Below are 17,009 nucleotides of genomic sequence, written 5' to 3'. Positions count from 1 at the left end.
GCCCGGCGGTTTTGGCGCGCCAGCAGCGCATTCGCGTGCCCGCTCGCTCCTGCAGGGGTGGTGGGAGCGGCTTCCAGCCGCGATGCGGCGTTGCGTCGACTGCCCAGGGCCATCGCGGCCGCAGGCCGCTCCCACAGAACCCCAGCCCTCCGGGCGGCATTCCCCGGCGCCGGATCGCCGAGAGGGCCCGTCTCCCGCAGCCCCTGGATTTCATGGGTATAATAGCCATTGGCGTAATGCGGCTTTTCGTCATAGACCTGCCCAGGTGGTGGAATTTTTGTTGACTGGGGCGGTCAAGAAAAAGGGAACGGACTCGAGAAACGATAACGGAAGCCATAAATCCATGAATTGCTGCAATCCCCGGAGGCGACGTCTATGAAGTTGTCAACCAAGGGCCGCTACGCGGTCACCGCCATGATGGACCTGGCGATCCACGATCGGATCGGGCCGGTGACGCTGGCCGACATCTCGCAGTGCCAGGGTATCTCCCTGTCCTATCTGGAGCAGCTGTTTGCGAAGCTGCGCAAGGCCAGCCTGGTCGAGGGCGTCCGCGGACCGGGGGGCGGATACCGTCTGGCCAAGCGCGCGGACCAGATCAGCATCGCCGATATCATCATGGCCGTGGACGAGTCCGTCGACGTCACGCGCTGCAAGGGCCACAAGGACTGCCAGCAGGGCGAACGCTGCCTGACCCACGAACTGTGGGACGATCTCAGCCAGCAACTCCACGACTTCCTGGACGGCATCACGCTGGCCCAGTTCGCGAACCGTCCGGAGGTGCAGAAGGTCGCCCGGCGCCAGGATGAACGCCGCGCACGCCATCACTTCATCTTCCGTCACGACGCTGCCTGACCGTCCCCCGGCGCTACCGGGGAACAGGCGCGGACGCCGGGGCGGGTCCCCGGCGTTTTTTGTGCGCGAAAAAGGCGGTTCCGGGGCGCACCTCACGCACCGCCCTGAGCAGCTGTTCCTCGTAGTCTGAACGCTTCGCCGCGCTCAGCTCCGCATAGCGCAGGTGGGCATAGACGCGGACAAGGTCTTCCAGCGCATCCGCAAGGTCGGGCCGGGCGACGCTCACCCGTGCGGCGTATTCGGCCGCCGTCTCATGCGGCTCGCGCCCCAGGCCATGCCGCCGGAGGCGCCGTGAAACCCGGTCCAGCGCCCGCTGGGCCGGGTCACGGGTATCCCCGGGACGACGGGCCACTGCGATCAGGCCGGCGGCCAGACCGAGGCCACCGAAGGAGACGCCCAGGGCGGTCAGGATGCCGCGCCAGTCGGTTGCATCCAGCCCGAAGCGGGCGAAGAGCTCACGCTGGCGCTCCGGATCGAAGGCGAGCACCAGGCTCTCCCAGCGGAAGGTTGCGAGTTCGTGCCAGTCCGACAGGCGCAGGCGCCACTCCACCGTCCAGGGCAGGCCGGAGCGGCGCAGGAATGCCGGAGCATCGACGTCGTCACCGAACAGTCCACCCAGGCCCGTCTCGATGCGCTCCGGGGCGATCGCGGCTGTGGGGTCGACCCGGACCCAGCCCGCGTCCTCCAGCCACACCTCGGTCCAGGCATGGGCATCGGCCTGGCGCAGCCGCAGGTAGTCTCCCGTGTCCATCCACTGGCCGCCCTGGTAGCCGGTTATGACGCGGGCGGGGATGCCTGCCGCGCGCATCAGCACCGCGAAGGCAGACGCGTAGTGCTCGCAGTAGCCCGCCTGCGTCTCGAACAGGAAGTGGTCGGTTCGGTCTCCCTGCAGTCGTGGTGGGCGGAGCGTGTAGCGAAACGGTTCTCCGGCAAAGAGTTCCAGTGCCGCGTTGACGATCGCGCGTTCGTCCTCGCCGTGCATTGCCCGCCAGAGCCCCGCCTGTATGCGGCTCCGTGCCCCGGTGTTCTCGGGCAACATCAGCGCCCGGGCACGTTCCCCGTCCGCCAGCGGCAGCGCCGGCGGTGCGTCCAGCCGGGCGCTGGCGGTGTACTGGATCCGGCTGTCGATGCGGCGGCGCTGTACTACCTGCAGATTGTCCCGCAGGCGCGCCTGTGGCGGCAGGGCGGCCGGAAAGTCCAGGACCGGCAGGTAGCGTGCGCGCGTCGGTTCCAGCGTGACGGTGTAGGCGATATCACCCGCGCCTGCGGCGGGTTCCGGAACCTCCGGGCGGTCGCGGTCCGTTCTCCAGCCGCGCCCGTCGAAGTCGGTCATCACCTGTGCGCGCCAGTACTGCAGGCTGGGAGGCGGGACCGGCCCGTCGAAGCGCACCCGCATTGCGGTGGCCTCGTTCTCCAGCAACTGGGCGATGTCACCCGGCTCGAGACGATCGGACAGACCGGTCTGGCCCACGGTCTCTTCCGTGGCGCTGCCCCAGATCGGTCCCGGGATGCGCGGAAAGACCAGGAAGAGGATCAGCATGATCGGGAGGGCATGCACCAGCATCAGCGCCGAGGATCGCGCAAGGCGGCGGAACGGCAGAGGGCGTCCGCCGTGGACCTGGATCAGGGCCGCGGTGATCAGCCAGGCCGACAACAGCGAGTACGCCGCGATCAGGATCGACTGGTTGAAGAAGTAGGTGGTGACGACGATGAAATAGGCGAGAAAGAGCGTGACCACCACGTCGCGCTCCGAGCGGATCTCGAGGAGCTTGAGCGCGACCATCACCAGCAGCAGCGCGGTGCCCGCCTGCTGGCCGGAGACCGTGCCGAAGTGACTGAACGTCAGGGCCCCGGCCGCGAACACCATCGGCACCAGGACCCAGCGCGAGGGGAGCCGGCGATGGCCGGTGTGGATGATCAGACGCCACAGCAGTGCGGCGGCCAGTACCGCGATCACCCACGGTGGCTGTTCCCAGGCGTGGGGCAGGGCCGCGACGGGCAGGGCCGCGAGCAGCAGCCACAGGCCGGGCAGGACCTCCGGCCGGGATCGGGCGGTGGTCGCCGCGGCGGTCATCCGGCGGGATCTCCGGGCTGGCCGAACAGCGCAAGGGCACGCAGGCAACGGGCCAAATGGTCGGGGCCGGTGTCGGGGCCGATGCGGCTCCCCGGGAGCCGCAGCCCATAGGGCTGGCCCTCGGCATTCGCCTCCAGCACCCCGTGACACAGTGCCGACAGGCGGGTCTCCGGGTCGGCGGCCGGAACGCCCTCCCAGTCGAGCCAGAGCGGCGCCGCGTTGCCGGACCCGGTATCCCGAACGAACAGCTGCCCGCTGCGGGCCACGGCCTTCCAGGCGATCCGGTTCGGAGGGTCGCCGGGCCGGTATTCACGGATCCCGTCCGGGGTGGCATCCGATCCTCCGGTGTTCTCCGTCTGTTCTCCGTCGCATTCCTCACCGGTCAGGGCGAGTCCGTCCAGGGGGGCCGGGACCGGGTAGACGAGGATCTCGTGCTCCAGCGTGAGCCAGGTCCAGGCCTCCAGCAGCCCGAGTGGATAACGGGTCGAGAGGCGCTGCCGCGGCAGTCGGTAGACGCCTCGCGGCCGCGGATCGAGTGCGACCGCGACCTCCGTCGCAGCGCGGGGTTCCAGAAAGGCCGGCCGGCTTGCGGCCCCGTCCGCCGACAGCAGGACGGCCTCGCGGGGTCTCGCGCTGCGTTCCTCGAGGCGCAGCCTCAGCAGCGGAGCGGTTCCAGCGAAGACCGGCGCGACCGGAAGCGCGGTGACCTCGAGCCCCAGCAGGTTGCGGTGGGTATACCACATCGCGTTGTGCCCGATGCCGACCACGAGGAAGGTCAGCAGAAAGGCCATGTTGTTGGAGTAGTTGATCGCCCCGAGCAGCATCACGAGCAGGATCGCGAGCAGCATGTACCCCTGCCGCGTGGGCAGGATGTAGACGCGGTCCCGGCCGATCACCGCGCGCCGTCCGTCCGCCCGGTGCCGGCGCGTGACCCAGCGGATGAAGTCCTCGCGCAGGCGGCCCCGGCCCGATGCGCGCGCGCTTCCGTGGCGCTTCAGTTCGCCGGGACGCATTCCATCAACCGGGCCATGGTGGCGGATCCGGGCTCCACCTCGCGCGAGACCACACGGTGCACCGCGACCGCCGGCACGACCGCGCGCACGTCGTCGGGGGTCACGAAGTCACGACCGTCGATCATCGCCCATGCCCTTGCCGCCTGCAGCAGGCCGAGTCCCGCGCGCGGGGACAGGCCGCTGCGGAACAGGGCCGTGTCCCGGCTCGCCTGCAGCAGGGCCTGTACATAATCGAGCAGTGCGGGGCGGGCAGTGATCCCGGAAACCGCCCGCTGCCACCCGAGCAGCGTCTCGGGTCCGGCCTCGGCGGCGAGCGGATCCGCACCCTCGCCCCGGTCGCCGCCCTCGAGCAGCGCCCGTTCCGCCTCCGGGCCGGGGAAACCGAGTTCGATGCGCATCAGGAACCGGTCCAGCTGGGATTCGGGCAGCGGGTGGGTGCCAATCTGCTCGGTCGGGTTCTGGGTCGCGATCACGAAGAAGGGGGTGGGCAGGTGATGCGTGCGCCCGTCGACGCTGACCTGCCGCTCCTGCATCGCCTCGAGCAGGGCGCTCTGGGTCTTCGGCGGCGCGCGATTCACCTCGTCGGCAAGCAGTACCTGCGCGAATACGGGGCCGGGATGGAACTCGAAGGTCGCGCGGGACTGATCGAAGATCGATACGCCGACCACGTCGCCCGGGAGTAGATCGCTGGTGAACTGGATCCGTCGGTAATCCAGGCCCAGCACCTGGGCAAGCGCGTGCGCCAGCGTGGTCTTGCCCACGCCGGGACGATCCTCGATCAGCAGGTGGCCGTTGGCCAGCAGGCACACCAGCGCGAGCCGGACCGCCTCCGGCTTTCCCAGAAGGACGCGGTTCAGCCGATCCTCCACCCGCGACAGGGCTTCTCGATCGACGCGATGCTCGGGGCTGTTCATGCGGTATCCTTGTGCTGCCTGCCTGTTGAGTCGAATTGACTGGCCGGGATCCCCGTGGATTCCGGCCAGGCGCGATCACGCGGGCTCCATTATGAACGCTTGATGCGCGGGAAGCTGCGATGGACGAATGCGAATCCCAGCCGGACCCGGGACTAAACTACGCGGTGGAGGCCGGTCCGCCCCCGCGGGTGCGGTTCTCGGGCCGGATGGATGCCTACAGCACCGGGCCCGTCTGGCAGGCCGTGCTCGACGAATTCAGAAAGTGGGCCGGCGCCTCCGAACTTGTGCTGGATGTCGGTGAGGTGGAGTATTGCGACGGGGCCGGCGCCGCCCTGCTGTACAGTGTCGAGCGGGAGACGGCGGAGCGGGGCGGCACGCTTCGCTTCGAGGGCATGACCGGGGCGATCGCCGGGCACCTGAAGCCCTATCGCGACGCGGATGCGGCGCGACCGGCCCGGGGCACAGGGAGCCCTTCCTGGGCGCAACGCCTGCGGCGCGGTGTCAGCGCGGTGGGCCTCGAAATCCATGAACAGGTTGCCTTTGTCGGCGAGGTCAGCCTGGCCCTGGCCCGGGGGCTGGCCCGGCCCGGACGGGTGCGTTGGGGAGATGCGCTGCCGGTCGCCGAATCCGCCGGCTACCAGGCCCTGCCCATCGTCTCCCTGATCGCCTTCCTGCTCGGCGTGATCCTGGCGTTCCAGTCGGCCGTGGCGATGGGGCAGTTCGGCGCACAGATCTTCGTGGCCGATCTTGTCGCGATATCGCTGTTGCGCGAACTCGGGCCGCTTATGATGGCCATTCTGCTCGCGGGTCGATCGGGTGCTGCCTTTGCCGCCGAGATCGGCACCATGAAGGTCAACGAGGAGGTGAGCGCGCTGACCACGATGGGACTCGACCCGGTGCGCTTCCTCGTCGTTCCCAGGATCCTCGCGGGCGTACTGGTGGCGCCGCTGCTGACGCTGTATGCGAACCTGATCGGGCTGATCGGTGCGGCGCTGGTGATGCGCGGATTCGGAATCCCGATGGTCACCTTCTTCAACCAGGTCAGCGGTGCGGTCGACGTGGGGGATCTGGGCTCAGGGCTGTTCAAGGCCTGCGTGTTCGGCTTCCTGGTCGCCAGCGTGGGTTGCCTGCGCGGTCTGCAGACCGGTGCGGGCGCGGCGGCGGTGGGGCGTTCCACCACCAGTGCGGTGGTGAGCGCGATCATCCTGATCGTGATCGTGGACGGTCTGTTCGCGGTGCTCTTCTTCCATCTGGGCATCTGAGCCGTGGCTGGCCCGGGAAAGGCGATCATCCAGGTGGAGGGACTGACCATCGGGTTCGGTCCAATGATCATCATGGATCGGCTCGATTTCGAGGTGCGTGCGGGCGAGATCTTCGTGATCCTTGGTGGTTCTGGCAGCGGCAAGAGCACGCTGCTGAAGCACATGATCGGACTGTATCGGCCACTGGCCGGCCGGGTCCTGATCGACGGTGCGGATGTGACCGCGGCGCAGGGCACGAAGCGCGAGGACATCCTCCGCCAGATCGGGGTGATGTACCAGATGGGGGCCCTGTTCGGCTCGATGAGCCTGCTCCAGAATGTGCGCCTGCCACTGGAGGTGCACACCCGGCTCCCGCCCGCCGCGATGGACCGCATCGCCCGGGCGCGGCTGCAGATGGTGGGCCTGGCCGAGTACGGGGATTTCATGCCCGCCGAGATCAGCGGCGGCATGCAGAAGCGGGCCGCGATCGCGCGGGCGATGGTGCTGGATCCCAAGGTCCTGTTTCTGGACGAGCCCTCGGCCGGGCTGGATCCGATCACTTCGGCGGAACTGGACCGGTTGATCCGGCGTCTCTCTTCCAGCCTGGGGATGACCATGGTCGTGGTCACGCACGAGCTGCCAAGCATTTTTACGATCGCCGACCGTGTGATTATGCTGGACAAGGATACGCGATCGATAGTCGCCGAAGGTGACCCCCGCATGCTCCGGGACAACAGTGAGCATCCCTGGGTCCGGCGCTTCCTGCGTCGGGCCGAAACGGAGGATCTGCCGGCATGAATGCGGCTCAACACTTCAGGCTCGGCCTGTTCATTCTGGGTGCGATCGCGGTGGGCGTGATCGTGCTGGTGGTGATGGGCACGGGAAACCTGCTCCGCCCCACGGTCACGATGGAGACCTACATCGACGGCTCCGTGCAGGGCCTCGATGTTGGTGCGCCGATCAAGTTCCGGGGCGTGACCATCGGCGAGGTGACCAGCCTCGGCTTCACCTCCCCCGAATACGAGGTGAATGTGCCGCCGCTCCAGCGCAAGCGGTACGTTCTGGTGCTCGGCCGGCTGCGTCTGGACCGCTTTGCGTCGACGGCCCGGGAGAACATGGTCAGCGGCGATCTCCTGGAACCGCTGGTGGCGGCGGGGTTGCGCGTGCGCATGGCGGCGCAGGGCATCACCGGGATCAATTACCTGGAGCTGGACTTCGTGGACCCTGCAACTCACTTGGCGCTACCCGTCGAATGGGAACCCCGCTACGCTTACATCCCGTCGGCCCCCAGCACCGCGACACGGTTGCTCGAGCACGCGGAGGGCGCACTGCGGCGCATCGCACGACTTGACGTCGAGAGGGTGGTGGACCGTGCCGCCACACTGCTGTCCACGCTGGAGCGGACCGCGGCCGCACTTGATACCGAAACGCTGAACCGCGAAACAACCAGGCTGACGGCACAGCTGACACAGACCCTGGAACAAAGCGACCGGCTGCTGGCGGTTGCGGAACGCCTGCTCGGAGACCCGGACATGGCCGCACTGCCTGGCGAGGCCCGTGTTACGCTCGAGTCTCTGCGCGGGGCCGTCGAGGAGGCCGATTTCGGCGAGGTAATCAGACAGGTTGAAGGAGTGGTCAGCCGGCTTGATCGGGGCCTGGAGATCAACGAGCAGCGCCTGGAGACGACCCTCGGGGACCTGCAGGCAGCCACCGCTACGCTCAGGTCCCTCAGCGAGGATGCCCGGCGCAATCCGGCCGGCGCCATCTTTGGCGGGCCGCCCCCGCGCAGCTCGCTCGAGAGGGTTCAGTGAGATGGGCGGAGTGATCGGTCGGTGGTTGCTGGTCCTGTCCCTGATCGCGCTGGTCGGGGGCTGCACCCTCGTGCCGAAGCAGCCGGCGGTCGACCGGGCGTGGTTCCTGCTGGAACCGCCGGCCGCGTCCCCGACGGAGGCCGCACCGGTGCTGGTGGAGCTGGGTTCGGTCCGGGTCGCGCCGGCCATCGCGGGCAAGGGCCTGGTGTACCGGCTCGGCCCGCACCGGTACGAGTCGGACTTTTACAACGAGTGGTTCCTGAATCCCCGTGACCACGTGGAGCAGCTGCTGCGCGAACGCTGGACCGTGGAGGACGGACCGGTGCGGCTCGTCGCCGATGCGCGGGCCGAGCCCGACGCCCGGCAGGTCGATGTGCTGTTGACGGGCCTGCACGCGGATCTCGACGGGCCGTCGCCGGGTGCCGCGGTGGTGGGGCTGCGCGTGTTCGTCCAGGGCCGGGAACGGATGCGGCTCTGGGAGCTCGACCGGCGGACTCCATTGGCGTCACGCTCGCCGGAGGCGTTGGTCGCGGCGCTGTCAGGAGCGATGACCGAACTGCTCGTGGAGATCGAGCGACGACTGGAGATGTGAGCGATGACAACCCTCTACGACTTTCAGGCGGAGCGGCTGGACGGACGTCAGGAGGACCTCGCGGACTACCGCGGAGAGGTGCTGCTGGTCGTGAACGTGGCCAGTGAGTGCGGCTTCACGCCCCAGTACGAGGGACTGCAGGCGCTGCAGGATGATTACGCGGAGCAGGGTTTCCGGGTGCTCGGGTTTCCCTGCAATCAGTTCGGCGGCCAGGAGCCCGGGGGTCCGGAGGAGATCGCGGAATTCTGCAGCAGCCGCTTCGGTGTCGATTTTCCGATGTTCGCAAAGATCGAGGTGAACGGCGGCGATACCCATCCCGTGTACCGGTTCCTGAAGAAGGCGGCCCCCGGGGCCCTGGGGACCACGGGCATCAAGTGGAACTTCACCAAGTTCCTGGTGGGCCGGGATGGACGGGTGATCGAGCGCTTCGCGCCGAGCTCGCGGCCGGAGACGCTGCGGGCCGCGATCGAGAGGGCCCTGGCCGAGCCCGCGGACGGCTGAGGCCCCGCTGCGTGCAGGATGGCAGCGCAGCAGGGATGCCGGAGGGATCCGGGCAGGAGGAGCAGGACCGGTACTGGATGTCCCTGGCCCTGGAGGAGGCCGGGCGCGGACAGGGGACGGGCGAGGTGCCGGTCGGGGCGGTGCTGGTGCTTGACGGCCGCTGCCTGGCACGTGCGCACAATGCCCCCATCGGTGAGCGGGATCCCACCGCGCATGCCGAGATTCGTGTGCTTCGTGAGGCCGCGCGGCGGCTCGGCAACTACCGTCTGCCCGGAACCACCCTGTATGTGACCCTGGAGCCCTGTCCGATGTGCGTCGGCGCGATGATCCACGCGCGGGTCGCGCGACTGGTCTACGGCGCGCCGGACCCGCGCACAGGGGCGGCGGGCGGGGCACTGGACCTGGTTGCACACCCCTCCCACAATCACCGCATCGCGGTGACGGGCGGCGTCGAGGCCGAACGGGCGGCGTCGCTGCTGCGTGATTTCTTCCGGCGGCGGCGCGGACGCTGATCACCGACTGCGGTCGTGGCGCCTACAGCGACAGCGGGGTGCCGAGGTAGAGCCGCCTGCTCCTGTCGCGGTCGCCGGGTTCCGGAAACAGCTGCACCAGCCAGTTGTAGTAGCTGCGGATGTTCTGCACGTAGGTCACCGGTTCCCAGCCGCGGGCGTATCCGTAACGCGTCCGCTCATACCAGTCGCGCTGCGCCAGCCTCGGCAGCCAGGCCATCACGTCCAGCCAGAGGTTCGGATCTCCGCCGCCGGCCTCGGTCAGATCGCGTGCATCGAGCAGATGTCCGAGGCCCACGTTGTACGAGGCCAGGGCCATCCAGGTGCGGTCCGGTTCGGCGATGTCGTCGGGAAGCCGCTCGAGCATCTGCAGCATGTAGCGCACGCCGCCCTCGACACTCTGACGCGGGTCACTGCGATCGCTCACGCCAAGGGACTGTGCAGTCGCGTTCGTCAACATCATCAGGCCACGAACGCCGGTGCGTGATACGGCATCCGGGTCCCAATGCGACTCCTGGTAGCTCACGGCGGCGAGGAACCGCCAGTCCAGGTCGTGCTCCAGGGCGATCTCTTCGAACAGCGGCCGCAGGGGGTCCAGGCGCTCCTCCACGAGCCGGGTGAAGCTGATCGCGTCCACCAGGTCGTGCACGTCGAGGTGACCGAAGTGCCGGTCGAAGAGGAGTTCGAATTCGCGTCCGGAGCGCAGCGCCTCGAGGTATTCCTCGGCGGCGTCGATCAGGCTGCGATCGCGCCCCGGCGGGAACAGCCAGACGACCGGGGCCTCTCCGTCCAGCTCGAGACTGAAACGCAGAGCAGGATGCACGCGCTGAAGACGGCTGAGTTCGATCGAGGTCAGCACCGCGTGGTCCACGGTGCCCCTGCGCAGCGCCGCAACCAGCTCCGGTCCGTCCGCGTACTGGATCAGCTCCATCTCGTTGCCGGATCCGGTCGCGCCCCGGATCACGGCCGCCAGCCTTTCCGGGAGGGCCAGTACCGAGGTGATCCCGATGCGTGCGCCCCGCTGCGCCAACTCCTCGAGGCTGTCGACGGCGGAGCCATTCCCCGCCCAGTGCGCCAGCTGTTTCTGGATGGGCAGGATTTCCGGTCCGATCGACAGGCCGGGATCGTGTCCCGGAACGGTGAGCAGACCAGCGGCAAGGTCCACCCTGCCTGCCCGCAAGAGACGGTAGGCCTCGCGCGGCCCCGGCACCCTGTGCACCTCGAGCCGGGCCCCGAGCCGCTCCGCGAGGCCGCTCAGAAGCACCAGTTCGAAGTGTTCCGGATCGTTGCCGAGGTCCACGAAGGTGTGGTCATGAGGATGCCTGACCAGGGCCACGTGAAGTTCCTGCTTGAACAGCGCGAGATTCAGTGCAGACGGGGTATGCTGCCAGGCCCAGACGAGGATCACGGACAGCAGCGCGGTGAACACGCCGATCTCGATGCGGCGCATCCGCGTTGCTTTCGGTCTCAGTCCCGCAGGCCAGTGCATCAGGCCAGTGATCATAGCCCCTGCGCGGAGGGGACGTCGAAAGGGCAGGGGAGGAACCCGCGCCGCCCGGTAAACCACCGCGGGGGCACGGGTGCCGAACAGGTCAGAAACTCATGAACAGGCCGCCGTTGACCTCGTAATTGGCGCCGGTGATATAGCACGCCCGATCGTCACACAGGATGCCAACGAGGTAGGCGACCTCGTCCGGGGTGCCCATGCGGCCCATCGGGATCTGCGAGATGATCTGCTGCTGCACCTCCTCGGCCATGGCCTCGGTCATCTCGGTTGCGATGTAGCCGGGCGAGACGGTATTGACGGTTACGCCCTTGCGCACGACCTCCTGCGCGAGGGCCATCGTGAAGCCATGGGCGCCGGCCTTTGCGGCCGAGTAGTTGGTCTGGCCGAACTGGCCCCGCTGCCCGTTCACCGAGGAGATGTTGACGATTCGCCCCCATCCGCGTTCCATCATCCCGTTCACCACCTGCCGGGTGACATTGAACAGGCTGTCGAGGTTGGTGCTCATCACCGCCTTCCAGTGGTTCGGCTCCATCTTGCGGAAGGTCTTGTCGCGCGTGATGCCGGCGCAGTTGATCAGTATGTCCACCGGTCCCAGCCGGTCCTCGATCTCGCTGATCATCTTCTGCGAGTCCTCGAACGAGGAGACGTCGCCGGAGGCGATCTCGTACTCGCGGCCCTCGGCCGCATGCTTCTTCTGCCACTCCTCGGCCTGTTCCTGCTCCGGCGGGTAGTAGCCCGCGACGACCCTGAAGCCGCGCCCGAGCAATTCCTCGCAGATCGCCGTGCCGATCCCGCCGATGCCCCCAGTGACCAACGCTATACGTGCCATGCATCCTCCGATGTGCGGCCCACCGAATGAAAAGAGGGGGCGACCAGCGCCCCCTCCTTTGGCTCAGGGCCGGTTGATGGTTCAGGCAGCAGCCTTCGCCGCAGCCTTCTTGAAGCTCTCGCCAGCCGCCTGCGCGTTCTTGCTGGCAGCCTGCATCTGCTGGTCCATCACGTCGGCAGCGGAATCACGTGCTTCCGTCATGACCTCGACGGCCGAGCGATAGCCCTTCAGCCACTCCTGGCCGTAGTCCTGAGCCAGCTTCGCCTGGTTGGACACCAGCTCCTGGTAGCCCTTGGCCTTGGTCATGCCTTCCATGCCCTTGGCACTCTTCTCCAGCATGGTGTTGCTCAGGTCGAGCTGCTGCTGGAACAGGCGCTCGCCGGCGCGCATGTTGATCTCGCCAAGCTTGCGCAGGGCCTCGAAGCTGCCCTGGACCATTTCATTATAGGCGTCAAACATCTGGTTTTGCATGATCATTCTCCTGGTTGAATGCCACCGCCCGCCAATTGGTGCAGTGCAGCATTGTTGCGATGCAGCATAGAATGCCCAGAAGCCGAAGTCAAGCCTTTGGGTGTTTCAGGGGGGCGGATTGCCGCGGCATCAGTAAGCAGCCCCCGCGAGCGGAGGACGCAGTGCCGGAGACAGGTGCTTAGGACGGGGGGCGTTCGGAAAGGTCGGGAGCGCGGCTACTTCGAGCGCCGGCGGGAAGAGGGCTCGGAGGGGATTGCCGCTGCCCGGAAGAAGCTGTCCTGCATCTCGCGCCAGAGCTCGATGTTGCGCTCGGTGAGCTCTGCCCAGGTCTGCAGGGCCTCTCCGGGCATCAGCTGGTCGAGCTGCGACTGCATCTGCTGCTGCTGCTCGCCATAGAGCTTCAGGGTCTGGTCGAGGAAGCTCGAGAAGGCGTCCTGCAGGGATTCGTCATAAAAGCGGATGAACCGGGTGAGCACCTCGGTGGTGAACATCGGGTTTCCGCTGGCCTCCTGCTCGGTGATTATCTGGATCAGGATGCCCCGGGTGATGTCGTCGCCGCTCTGGGTGTCCACCACCTTGATGTCCACTCCGTCGCGCACCAGTTTCTGGACATCCGTCAGGGTGATGTAGCGGCTTTCCTCGGTATCGTAGAGCCGCCGATTGGGATACTTCTTGACCAGCCTCTGCTCGCTCACGGCGGTGCCCCCTTGCACCCGAAATTGCTGTCGATTTTACATGATCCGGAGCGGCATTTCCGGGATCCGGGCGTTGAGGCCGGCGCCCCCCATTCGGCAGGGGGCGCCGGGTGCCGTCGCGGCCTGTTCAGTCGACCAGGTCCAGGGCCATCGCCACACCCTGGCCGCCGCCGATGCACAGGGTGGCGAGGCCGCGTTTCGCATTCAGGCGGCGCATTCCGTGCAGCAGCGTGACCAGCAGCCGCGCGCCCGAGGCCCCGATCGGATGCCCGATCGCGATCGCGCCACCGCTGACGTTCACCTTGGACGGGTCCCAGCCGATCTCCTTGTTCACCGAGATGGCCTGGGCCGCGAAGGCCTCGTTCGATTCGATCAGGTCAAGGTCGTCGTGGCTCCAGCCGGCCTTTTCCAGGCATGCCCGGGTGGCCGGGATCGGGCCCGTGCCCATGATCGCGGGATCCACTCCGGCCGAGGAGAAGGCGACGATACGGGCCATCGGCTTCAGGCCGAGTTCCCGGGCCTTGCTCGCGGTCATCACCAGCGTGGCTGCGGCGCCGTCGTTGATGCCCGAGGCATTGCCCGCGGTGACCGTGCCCTCCTTGTCGAAGGCGGGCCGCAGCTTGGCGAGGCCCTCGGCGCTGGCGCCGGCTCGCGGGAATTCGTCGGTATCGAAGATCCTGGGTTCGCCCTTGCGCTGGGGAATCTCCACCGGAACGATCTCCTCCTTGAATACGCCGTCGCGGATCGCCGCCTCGGCGCGTTGCTGCGATTGCGCGGCGAAGGCGTCCTGTTCCTCGCGGCTGATCGAGTACTTCTTGGCAATGTTCTCCGCGGTGTTGCCCATGTGCATGTCGGTGATTGCGCACCAGAGGCCATCGTGAATCATCGTGTCCCGCATCGTCCACGCGCCCATCTTGGTGCCGAAGCGGGACCTGGGCAGCGCGTGCGGCGCCTGGCTCATGCTCTCCTGTCCGCCGGCGACCACGATCTCCGCGTCACCGCATCGGACCGACTGCCAGGCAAGGTGGACGGCCTTGAGCCCGGAACCGCAGACCTTGTTGATCGTCATCGCCGGAACGCTGTCGGGAATGCCGGCGTCGAGAGCCGCCTGGCGTGCCGGATTCATGCCCGCCCCGCCGGTCAGGACCTGGCCCAGTATCACCTCGCTGACCTGCTCCGGCCGAACCCCGGAGCGTTGCAGCAGGGAACGGATCACGGTCGCCCCGAGCTTGCTCGCCGGGATGTCACCGAGCGAGCCCATCAGGCTTCCGACGGCCGTGCGGGCCGCTCCGACGATTACGATGTCTTCACTCATTACTCCTGTCTCCTCTGGCTGACTGTCTCTTGCGGACGATTTCCGGTGCTCGCGCGGTGAACCCGTGCACGTTGATTATGGCATGCCGGTGGCGCACGACCTCAATCGGGATCACGATACCTGTCTGTCGGCATGGTGGCGCGCACCAGCGGGACCGGGCCCGGCATGGTGCGGTGCACAAATGACGTGCTAGTATCCCGCGCAGGTTCTACACTTCATCCGGTACAGCAACCACGCCCGCGGGGCGAAGATCAGGAGAAGATGATGGCGGATTCCGTTTCGACTGCGGACCAGTGGCTGGAGGCGCAGCGCCGCTACTGGGACGCCTGGATGGACATGACGAGGCGCGGCCTGGAAGGGGCCGGTTCCGGTCGGCCAGCACCGCAAAACCCATGGGCGGACGCAATGGAGCAGTGGTTGCAGGCGGTGGCGCCGGCGACCCCGAAGCCGGCAAGCGACCTGCTGGAACAGATGGTGAATGTCGGCAAGGGCTACTTCTCGATGGTCGAGGGGTTCTACAAGGAGGGCCCGGTCAGCGACATGCCGGAGATGATCGAAAAGTGGACGCGCATGATGACCGAGGCCTTCCAGGGGGGCGGCGCCAGCGTGAATCCCTTCGCCCAGCTTGCGGCCAGAGCCGGGGGTCGCCAGGGAACGGCCTTCTGGGATCTTCCGTTCGACACCCTGTCACGGACCCTGTCCGGCAGCATGCCGCTGCCCGGCGATTTCATGAAGGCCTTCGAGTCCGGAAAGCCCACCGAAATGCGTGAACAGCTGGAGGGTCTCCTGTCGACGCCCGCCATCGGGTACGGGCGCGAATCGCAGGAGCAGTACCAGCAATTCGCGCGACTGATGCTCGATTACGAGAAGGCGATGAACGAGTACCAGGCCGGTTTCGCGAACCTGGGCACGCGCTCGGTCGATGCCTTCCAGAAGCGGATACAGGCAGCCGCCGACGAGGGCAAGACCATCAATTCGGTACGGGAGGTCTTCAACATCTGGGTGGATGCCTGCGAAGAGGCCTATGCCGAGTACGCGATGTCCGACGACTACGCGCGCCGCTACGGGCGGATGGTCAATTCGCTGATGGCGGTCAAGAAGCAGGGCGTCCGCCTGGTCGATGAGTGGCTGGAGGCGATGAACATCCCGACGGCCTCGGAAATCTCCACCCTTCAGCGCCGTCTGCATGACACCAGGTCCGACTACCATGCGGTGCGTTCCCAGATGGAACGAATGCAGGGCGAACTCGACGAGCACAAGGGAGCGAACGGCGAAGTGCAACGTCTGCGCGAGGAGGTGGCCGAATTGCGGGCTGCGCTCGAGAAGCAGCAGGCTGGCACGGCATCCGAAGCGGCTGCGGCCGGTTCCGGCGCGGACACCGCTGCCGCGGCCGCCGCAGAGAAACCGAAGCGCAGTACGCGTCGGACCGGGAGCGCAGCCAGTTCCGCTTCCGGCGAGAAGAAGACGACCACCGCCAGGACCCGCAAGACTGGCACCACCCGGAGGAAGACCCAGTGATGACCCCGATCCAGATCCGTCCCGACGAGGCGTTCGACGAACTCACCGGTTTTCAGCACAAGCTGACCCAGGGTGTCCAGAACCTGATGGATATGGGCGAGGTCAGTACCGGGGCAACCCCCCGGGAGGCAATCTACGAAGAGGACAAGATGGTCCTCTACCGTTTTCAGGCACCGGCCAGCGTGGTGCAGAATCCGGTGCCGCTGCTGATCGTGTACGCGCTGGTGAACCGGCCCTACATGGCCGATCTGCAGGAAAACCGCTCCATGGTGCGCGGGTTGCTCGAGGCGGGGATGGACGTGTACCTCGTGGACTGGGGCTATCCGGGGCGCGCGGACCGTTACCTGACGATCGACGATTATCTCAACGGGTATCTCGACCGCTGCGTGGACGTTATCCGCAAGCGGCACCGGGTGGATGCGGTCAACGTGCTCGGCATCTGCCAGGGTGGCACCTTCAGCCTCTGCTATGCGTCGATGCACCCGGACAAGGTCGCGAACCTGGTTACGATGGTGACCCCGGTGGACTTCCAGACACCGGACAACATGCTGTCCAACTGGGTACGCCACGTGGACGCGGACCTGATCGTCGATACGCTGGGCAACATTCCCGGCGAGATGCTGAACTGGACCTTTCTGAATCTGAAGCCCTATCGGCTGATGGGGCAGAAGTACCTCGACATGGTGGAGATTCTCGACAATCCCGACCAGGTCGCGAACTTCCTGCGCATGGAGAAGTGGATCTTCGACAGCCCCGACCAGGCCGGGGAGACCTACCGCCAGTTCCTGAAGGACTTCTACCAGCAGAACAAGCTGGTGGAGGGCGGCCTGCGTATCGGCAAGCACGAGATAAGCCTCAAGAACGTGAAGATGCCGGTGCTGAACGTCTTCGCCACCGAGGATCATCTGGTACCGCCCGATTCGTCGCGCGCGCTGAAGAAGCTGGTCGGGACCAAGGATTACACCGAACAGTCCTTCAAGGGTGGGCACATCGGCATCTACGTCAGCGGCCGCGCCCAGAAGGAGGTCCCGCCCTCGATCGGCAAGTGGATTGATGCCCGCACCTGAGGCGTCCTCCGCCCCCAAGGAATCGTGACCGGAGGTCGCTCCTACACCCCACATACCCCCCCGTAGGAGCGGCTTCCAGCCGCGATCCAGCCGCGATCCA

Annotated in this window: 17 protein-coding genes; 9 read left to right on the top strand and 8 right to left on the bottom strand. The window is 67.0% G+C overall.

Annotation, left to right across the window (positions count from 1 at the left end; translation table 11 throughout):
* The first annotated feature begins 375 nt into the window (after window positions 1-375).
* A complete protein-coding gene (gene iscR / locus ACESMN_RS01860) occupies window positions 376-852 on the top strand; it encodes a Fe-S cluster assembly transcriptional regulator IscR (RefSeq protein WP_373051885.1) in 477 nt (158 codons plus the stop codon).
* A gap of 13 nt (window positions 853-865) precedes the next feature.
* Here iscR and ACESMN_RS01855 read toward each other — a convergent pair whose 3' ends face one another.
* From ACESMN_RS01855 to ACESMN_RS01845, 3 genes are read right to left on the bottom strand one after another with little or no spacing between them, the layout of a single operon-like run.
* Entirely contained in the window at window positions 866-2,926 is a 2,061-nt protein-coding gene (locus ACESMN_RS01855) for a DUF3488 and DUF4129 domain-containing transglutaminase family protein (protein WP_373051884.1), read from the bottom strand.
* Entirely contained in the window at window positions 2,923-3,939 is a 1,017-nt protein-coding gene (locus tag ACESMN_RS01850; protein WP_373051883.1) for a DUF58 domain-containing protein, read from the bottom strand. The genes ACESMN_RS01855 and ACESMN_RS01850 overlap by 4 nt, the downstream gene beginning before the upstream one ends.
* Window positions 3,921-4,853 carry an AAA family ATPase gene (locus ACESMN_RS01845; RefSeq protein ID WP_373051882.1) on the bottom strand — a complete coding sequence of 311 codons (933 nt, stop codon included), beginning with the start codon at window positions 4,851-4,853 and terminating at the stop codon, window positions 3,921-3,923. Before ACESMN_RS01845 ends, ACESMN_RS01850 begins: the two co-directional genes overlap by 19 nt.
* 119 nt (window positions 4,854-4,972) lie before the next feature.
* Here ACESMN_RS01845 and ACESMN_RS01840 point away from each other — a divergent pair, with 119 nt between their 5' ends.
* The 6 genes from ACESMN_RS01840 to tadA all read left to right on the top strand — a co-directional run bounded on the left by ACESMN_RS01840 (window position 4,973) and on the right by tadA (window position 9,510).
* Complete coding sequence (locus ACESMN_RS01840; RefSeq protein ID WP_373051881.1) at window positions 4,973-6,115, top strand: MlaE family lipid ABC transporter permease subunit; 1,143 nt, start codon at window positions 4,973-4,975, stop codon at window positions 6,113-6,115.
* A gap of 63 nt (window positions 6,116-6,178) precedes the next feature.
* Window positions 6,179-6,892, top strand: a complete 714-nt coding sequence (locus ACESMN_RS01835) for an ABC transporter ATP-binding protein (RefSeq protein ID WP_373051923.1) — start codon at window positions 6,179-6,181, stop codon at window positions 6,890-6,892.
* Complete coding sequence (locus ACESMN_RS01830; protein ID WP_373051880.1) at window positions 6,889-7,905, top strand: MlaD family protein; 1,017 nt, start codon at window positions 6,889-6,891, stop codon at window positions 7,903-7,905. The genes ACESMN_RS01835 and ACESMN_RS01830 overlap by 4 nt, the downstream gene beginning before the upstream one ends.
* 1 nt (window position 7,906) lies before the next feature.
* Window positions 7,907-8,497, top strand: coding sequence for a membrane integrity-associated transporter subunit PqiC (locus ACESMN_RS01825; RefSeq protein ID WP_411293930.1), 591 nt, complete (start codon window positions 7,907-7,909; stop codon window positions 8,495-8,497).
* A gap of 3 nt (window positions 8,498-8,500) precedes the next feature.
* On the top strand, window positions 8,501-8,998 hold the full coding sequence (locus ACESMN_RS01820; protein ID WP_373051879.1) for a glutathione peroxidase: 498 nt from the start codon (window positions 8,501-8,503) through the stop codon (window positions 8,996-8,998).
* Window positions 8,999-9,033: 35 nt separating this feature from the next.
* Window positions 9,034-9,510, top strand: a complete 477-nt coding sequence (tadA, locus tag ACESMN_RS01815) for a tRNA adenosine(34) deaminase TadA (protein ID WP_373051878.1) — start codon at window positions 9,034-9,036, stop codon at window positions 9,508-9,510.
* Between the two features lie 22 nt (window positions 9,511-9,532).
* Here tadA and mltF read toward each other — a convergent pair whose 3' ends face one another.
* The 5 genes from mltF to ACESMN_RS01790 all read right to left on the bottom strand — a co-directional run bounded on the left by mltF (window position 9,533) and on the right by ACESMN_RS01790 (window position 14,324).
* Entirely contained in the window at window positions 9,533-10,957 is a 1,425-nt protein-coding gene (gene mltF, locus ACESMN_RS01810) for a membrane-bound lytic murein transglycosylase MltF (RefSeq protein WP_373051877.1), read from the bottom strand.
* Window positions 10,958-11,099: 142 nt separating this feature from the next.
* Window positions 11,100-11,843 (bottom strand): acetoacetyl-CoA reductase, encoded by a 744-nt coding sequence (phbB, locus tag ACESMN_RS01805; protein WP_373051876.1) that lies wholly within the window; start codon window positions 11,841-11,843, stop codon window positions 11,100-11,102.
* Window positions 11,844-11,924: 81 nt separating this feature from the next.
* On the bottom strand, window positions 11,925-12,314 hold the full coding sequence (locus ACESMN_RS01800) for a phasin family protein (RefSeq protein WP_373051875.1): 390 nt from the start codon (window positions 12,312-12,314) through the stop codon (window positions 11,925-11,927).
* 215 nt (window positions 12,315-12,529) lie between these two features.
* Window positions 12,530-13,009, bottom strand: coding sequence for a polyhydroxyalkanoate synthesis repressor PhaR (gene phaR / locus ACESMN_RS01795; protein WP_373051874.1), 480 nt, complete (start codon window positions 13,007-13,009; stop codon window positions 12,530-12,532).
* A gap of 127 nt (window positions 13,010-13,136) precedes the next feature.
* Entirely contained in the window at window positions 13,137-14,324 is a 1,188-nt protein-coding gene (locus ACESMN_RS01790) for an acetyl-CoA C-acetyltransferase (protein WP_373051873.1), read from the bottom strand.
* Between the two features lie 264 nt (window positions 14,325-14,588).
* Between ACESMN_RS01790 and phaE the strand changes: the two genes are divergently transcribed.
* Both phaE and ACESMN_RS01780 read left to right on the top strand, forming a co-directional pair.
* On the top strand, window positions 14,589-15,842 hold the full coding sequence (gene phaE / locus ACESMN_RS01785; protein WP_373051872.1) for a class III poly(R)-hydroxyalkanoic acid synthase subunit PhaE: 1,254 nt from the start codon (window positions 14,589-14,591) through the stop codon (window positions 15,840-15,842).
* Window positions 15,842-16,909 carry a class III poly(R)-hydroxyalkanoic acid synthase subunit PhaC gene (locus ACESMN_RS01780; protein WP_373051871.1) on the top strand — a complete coding sequence of 356 codons (1,068 nt, stop codon included), beginning with the start codon at window positions 15,842-15,844 and terminating at the stop codon, window positions 16,907-16,909. The genes phaE and ACESMN_RS01780 overlap by 1 nt, the downstream gene beginning before the upstream one ends.
* The last annotated feature ends 100 nt before the right edge of the window (window positions 16,910-17,009 follow it).

It is taken from the genome of Thioalkalivibrio sp. (assembly GCF_041690275.1).
Lineage (GTDB): Bacteria > Pseudomonadota > Gammaproteobacteria > Ectothiorhodospirales > Ectothiorhodospiraceae > Thioalkalivibrio.
This window is presented reverse-complemented; position numbering and strand designations above follow the sequence as displayed.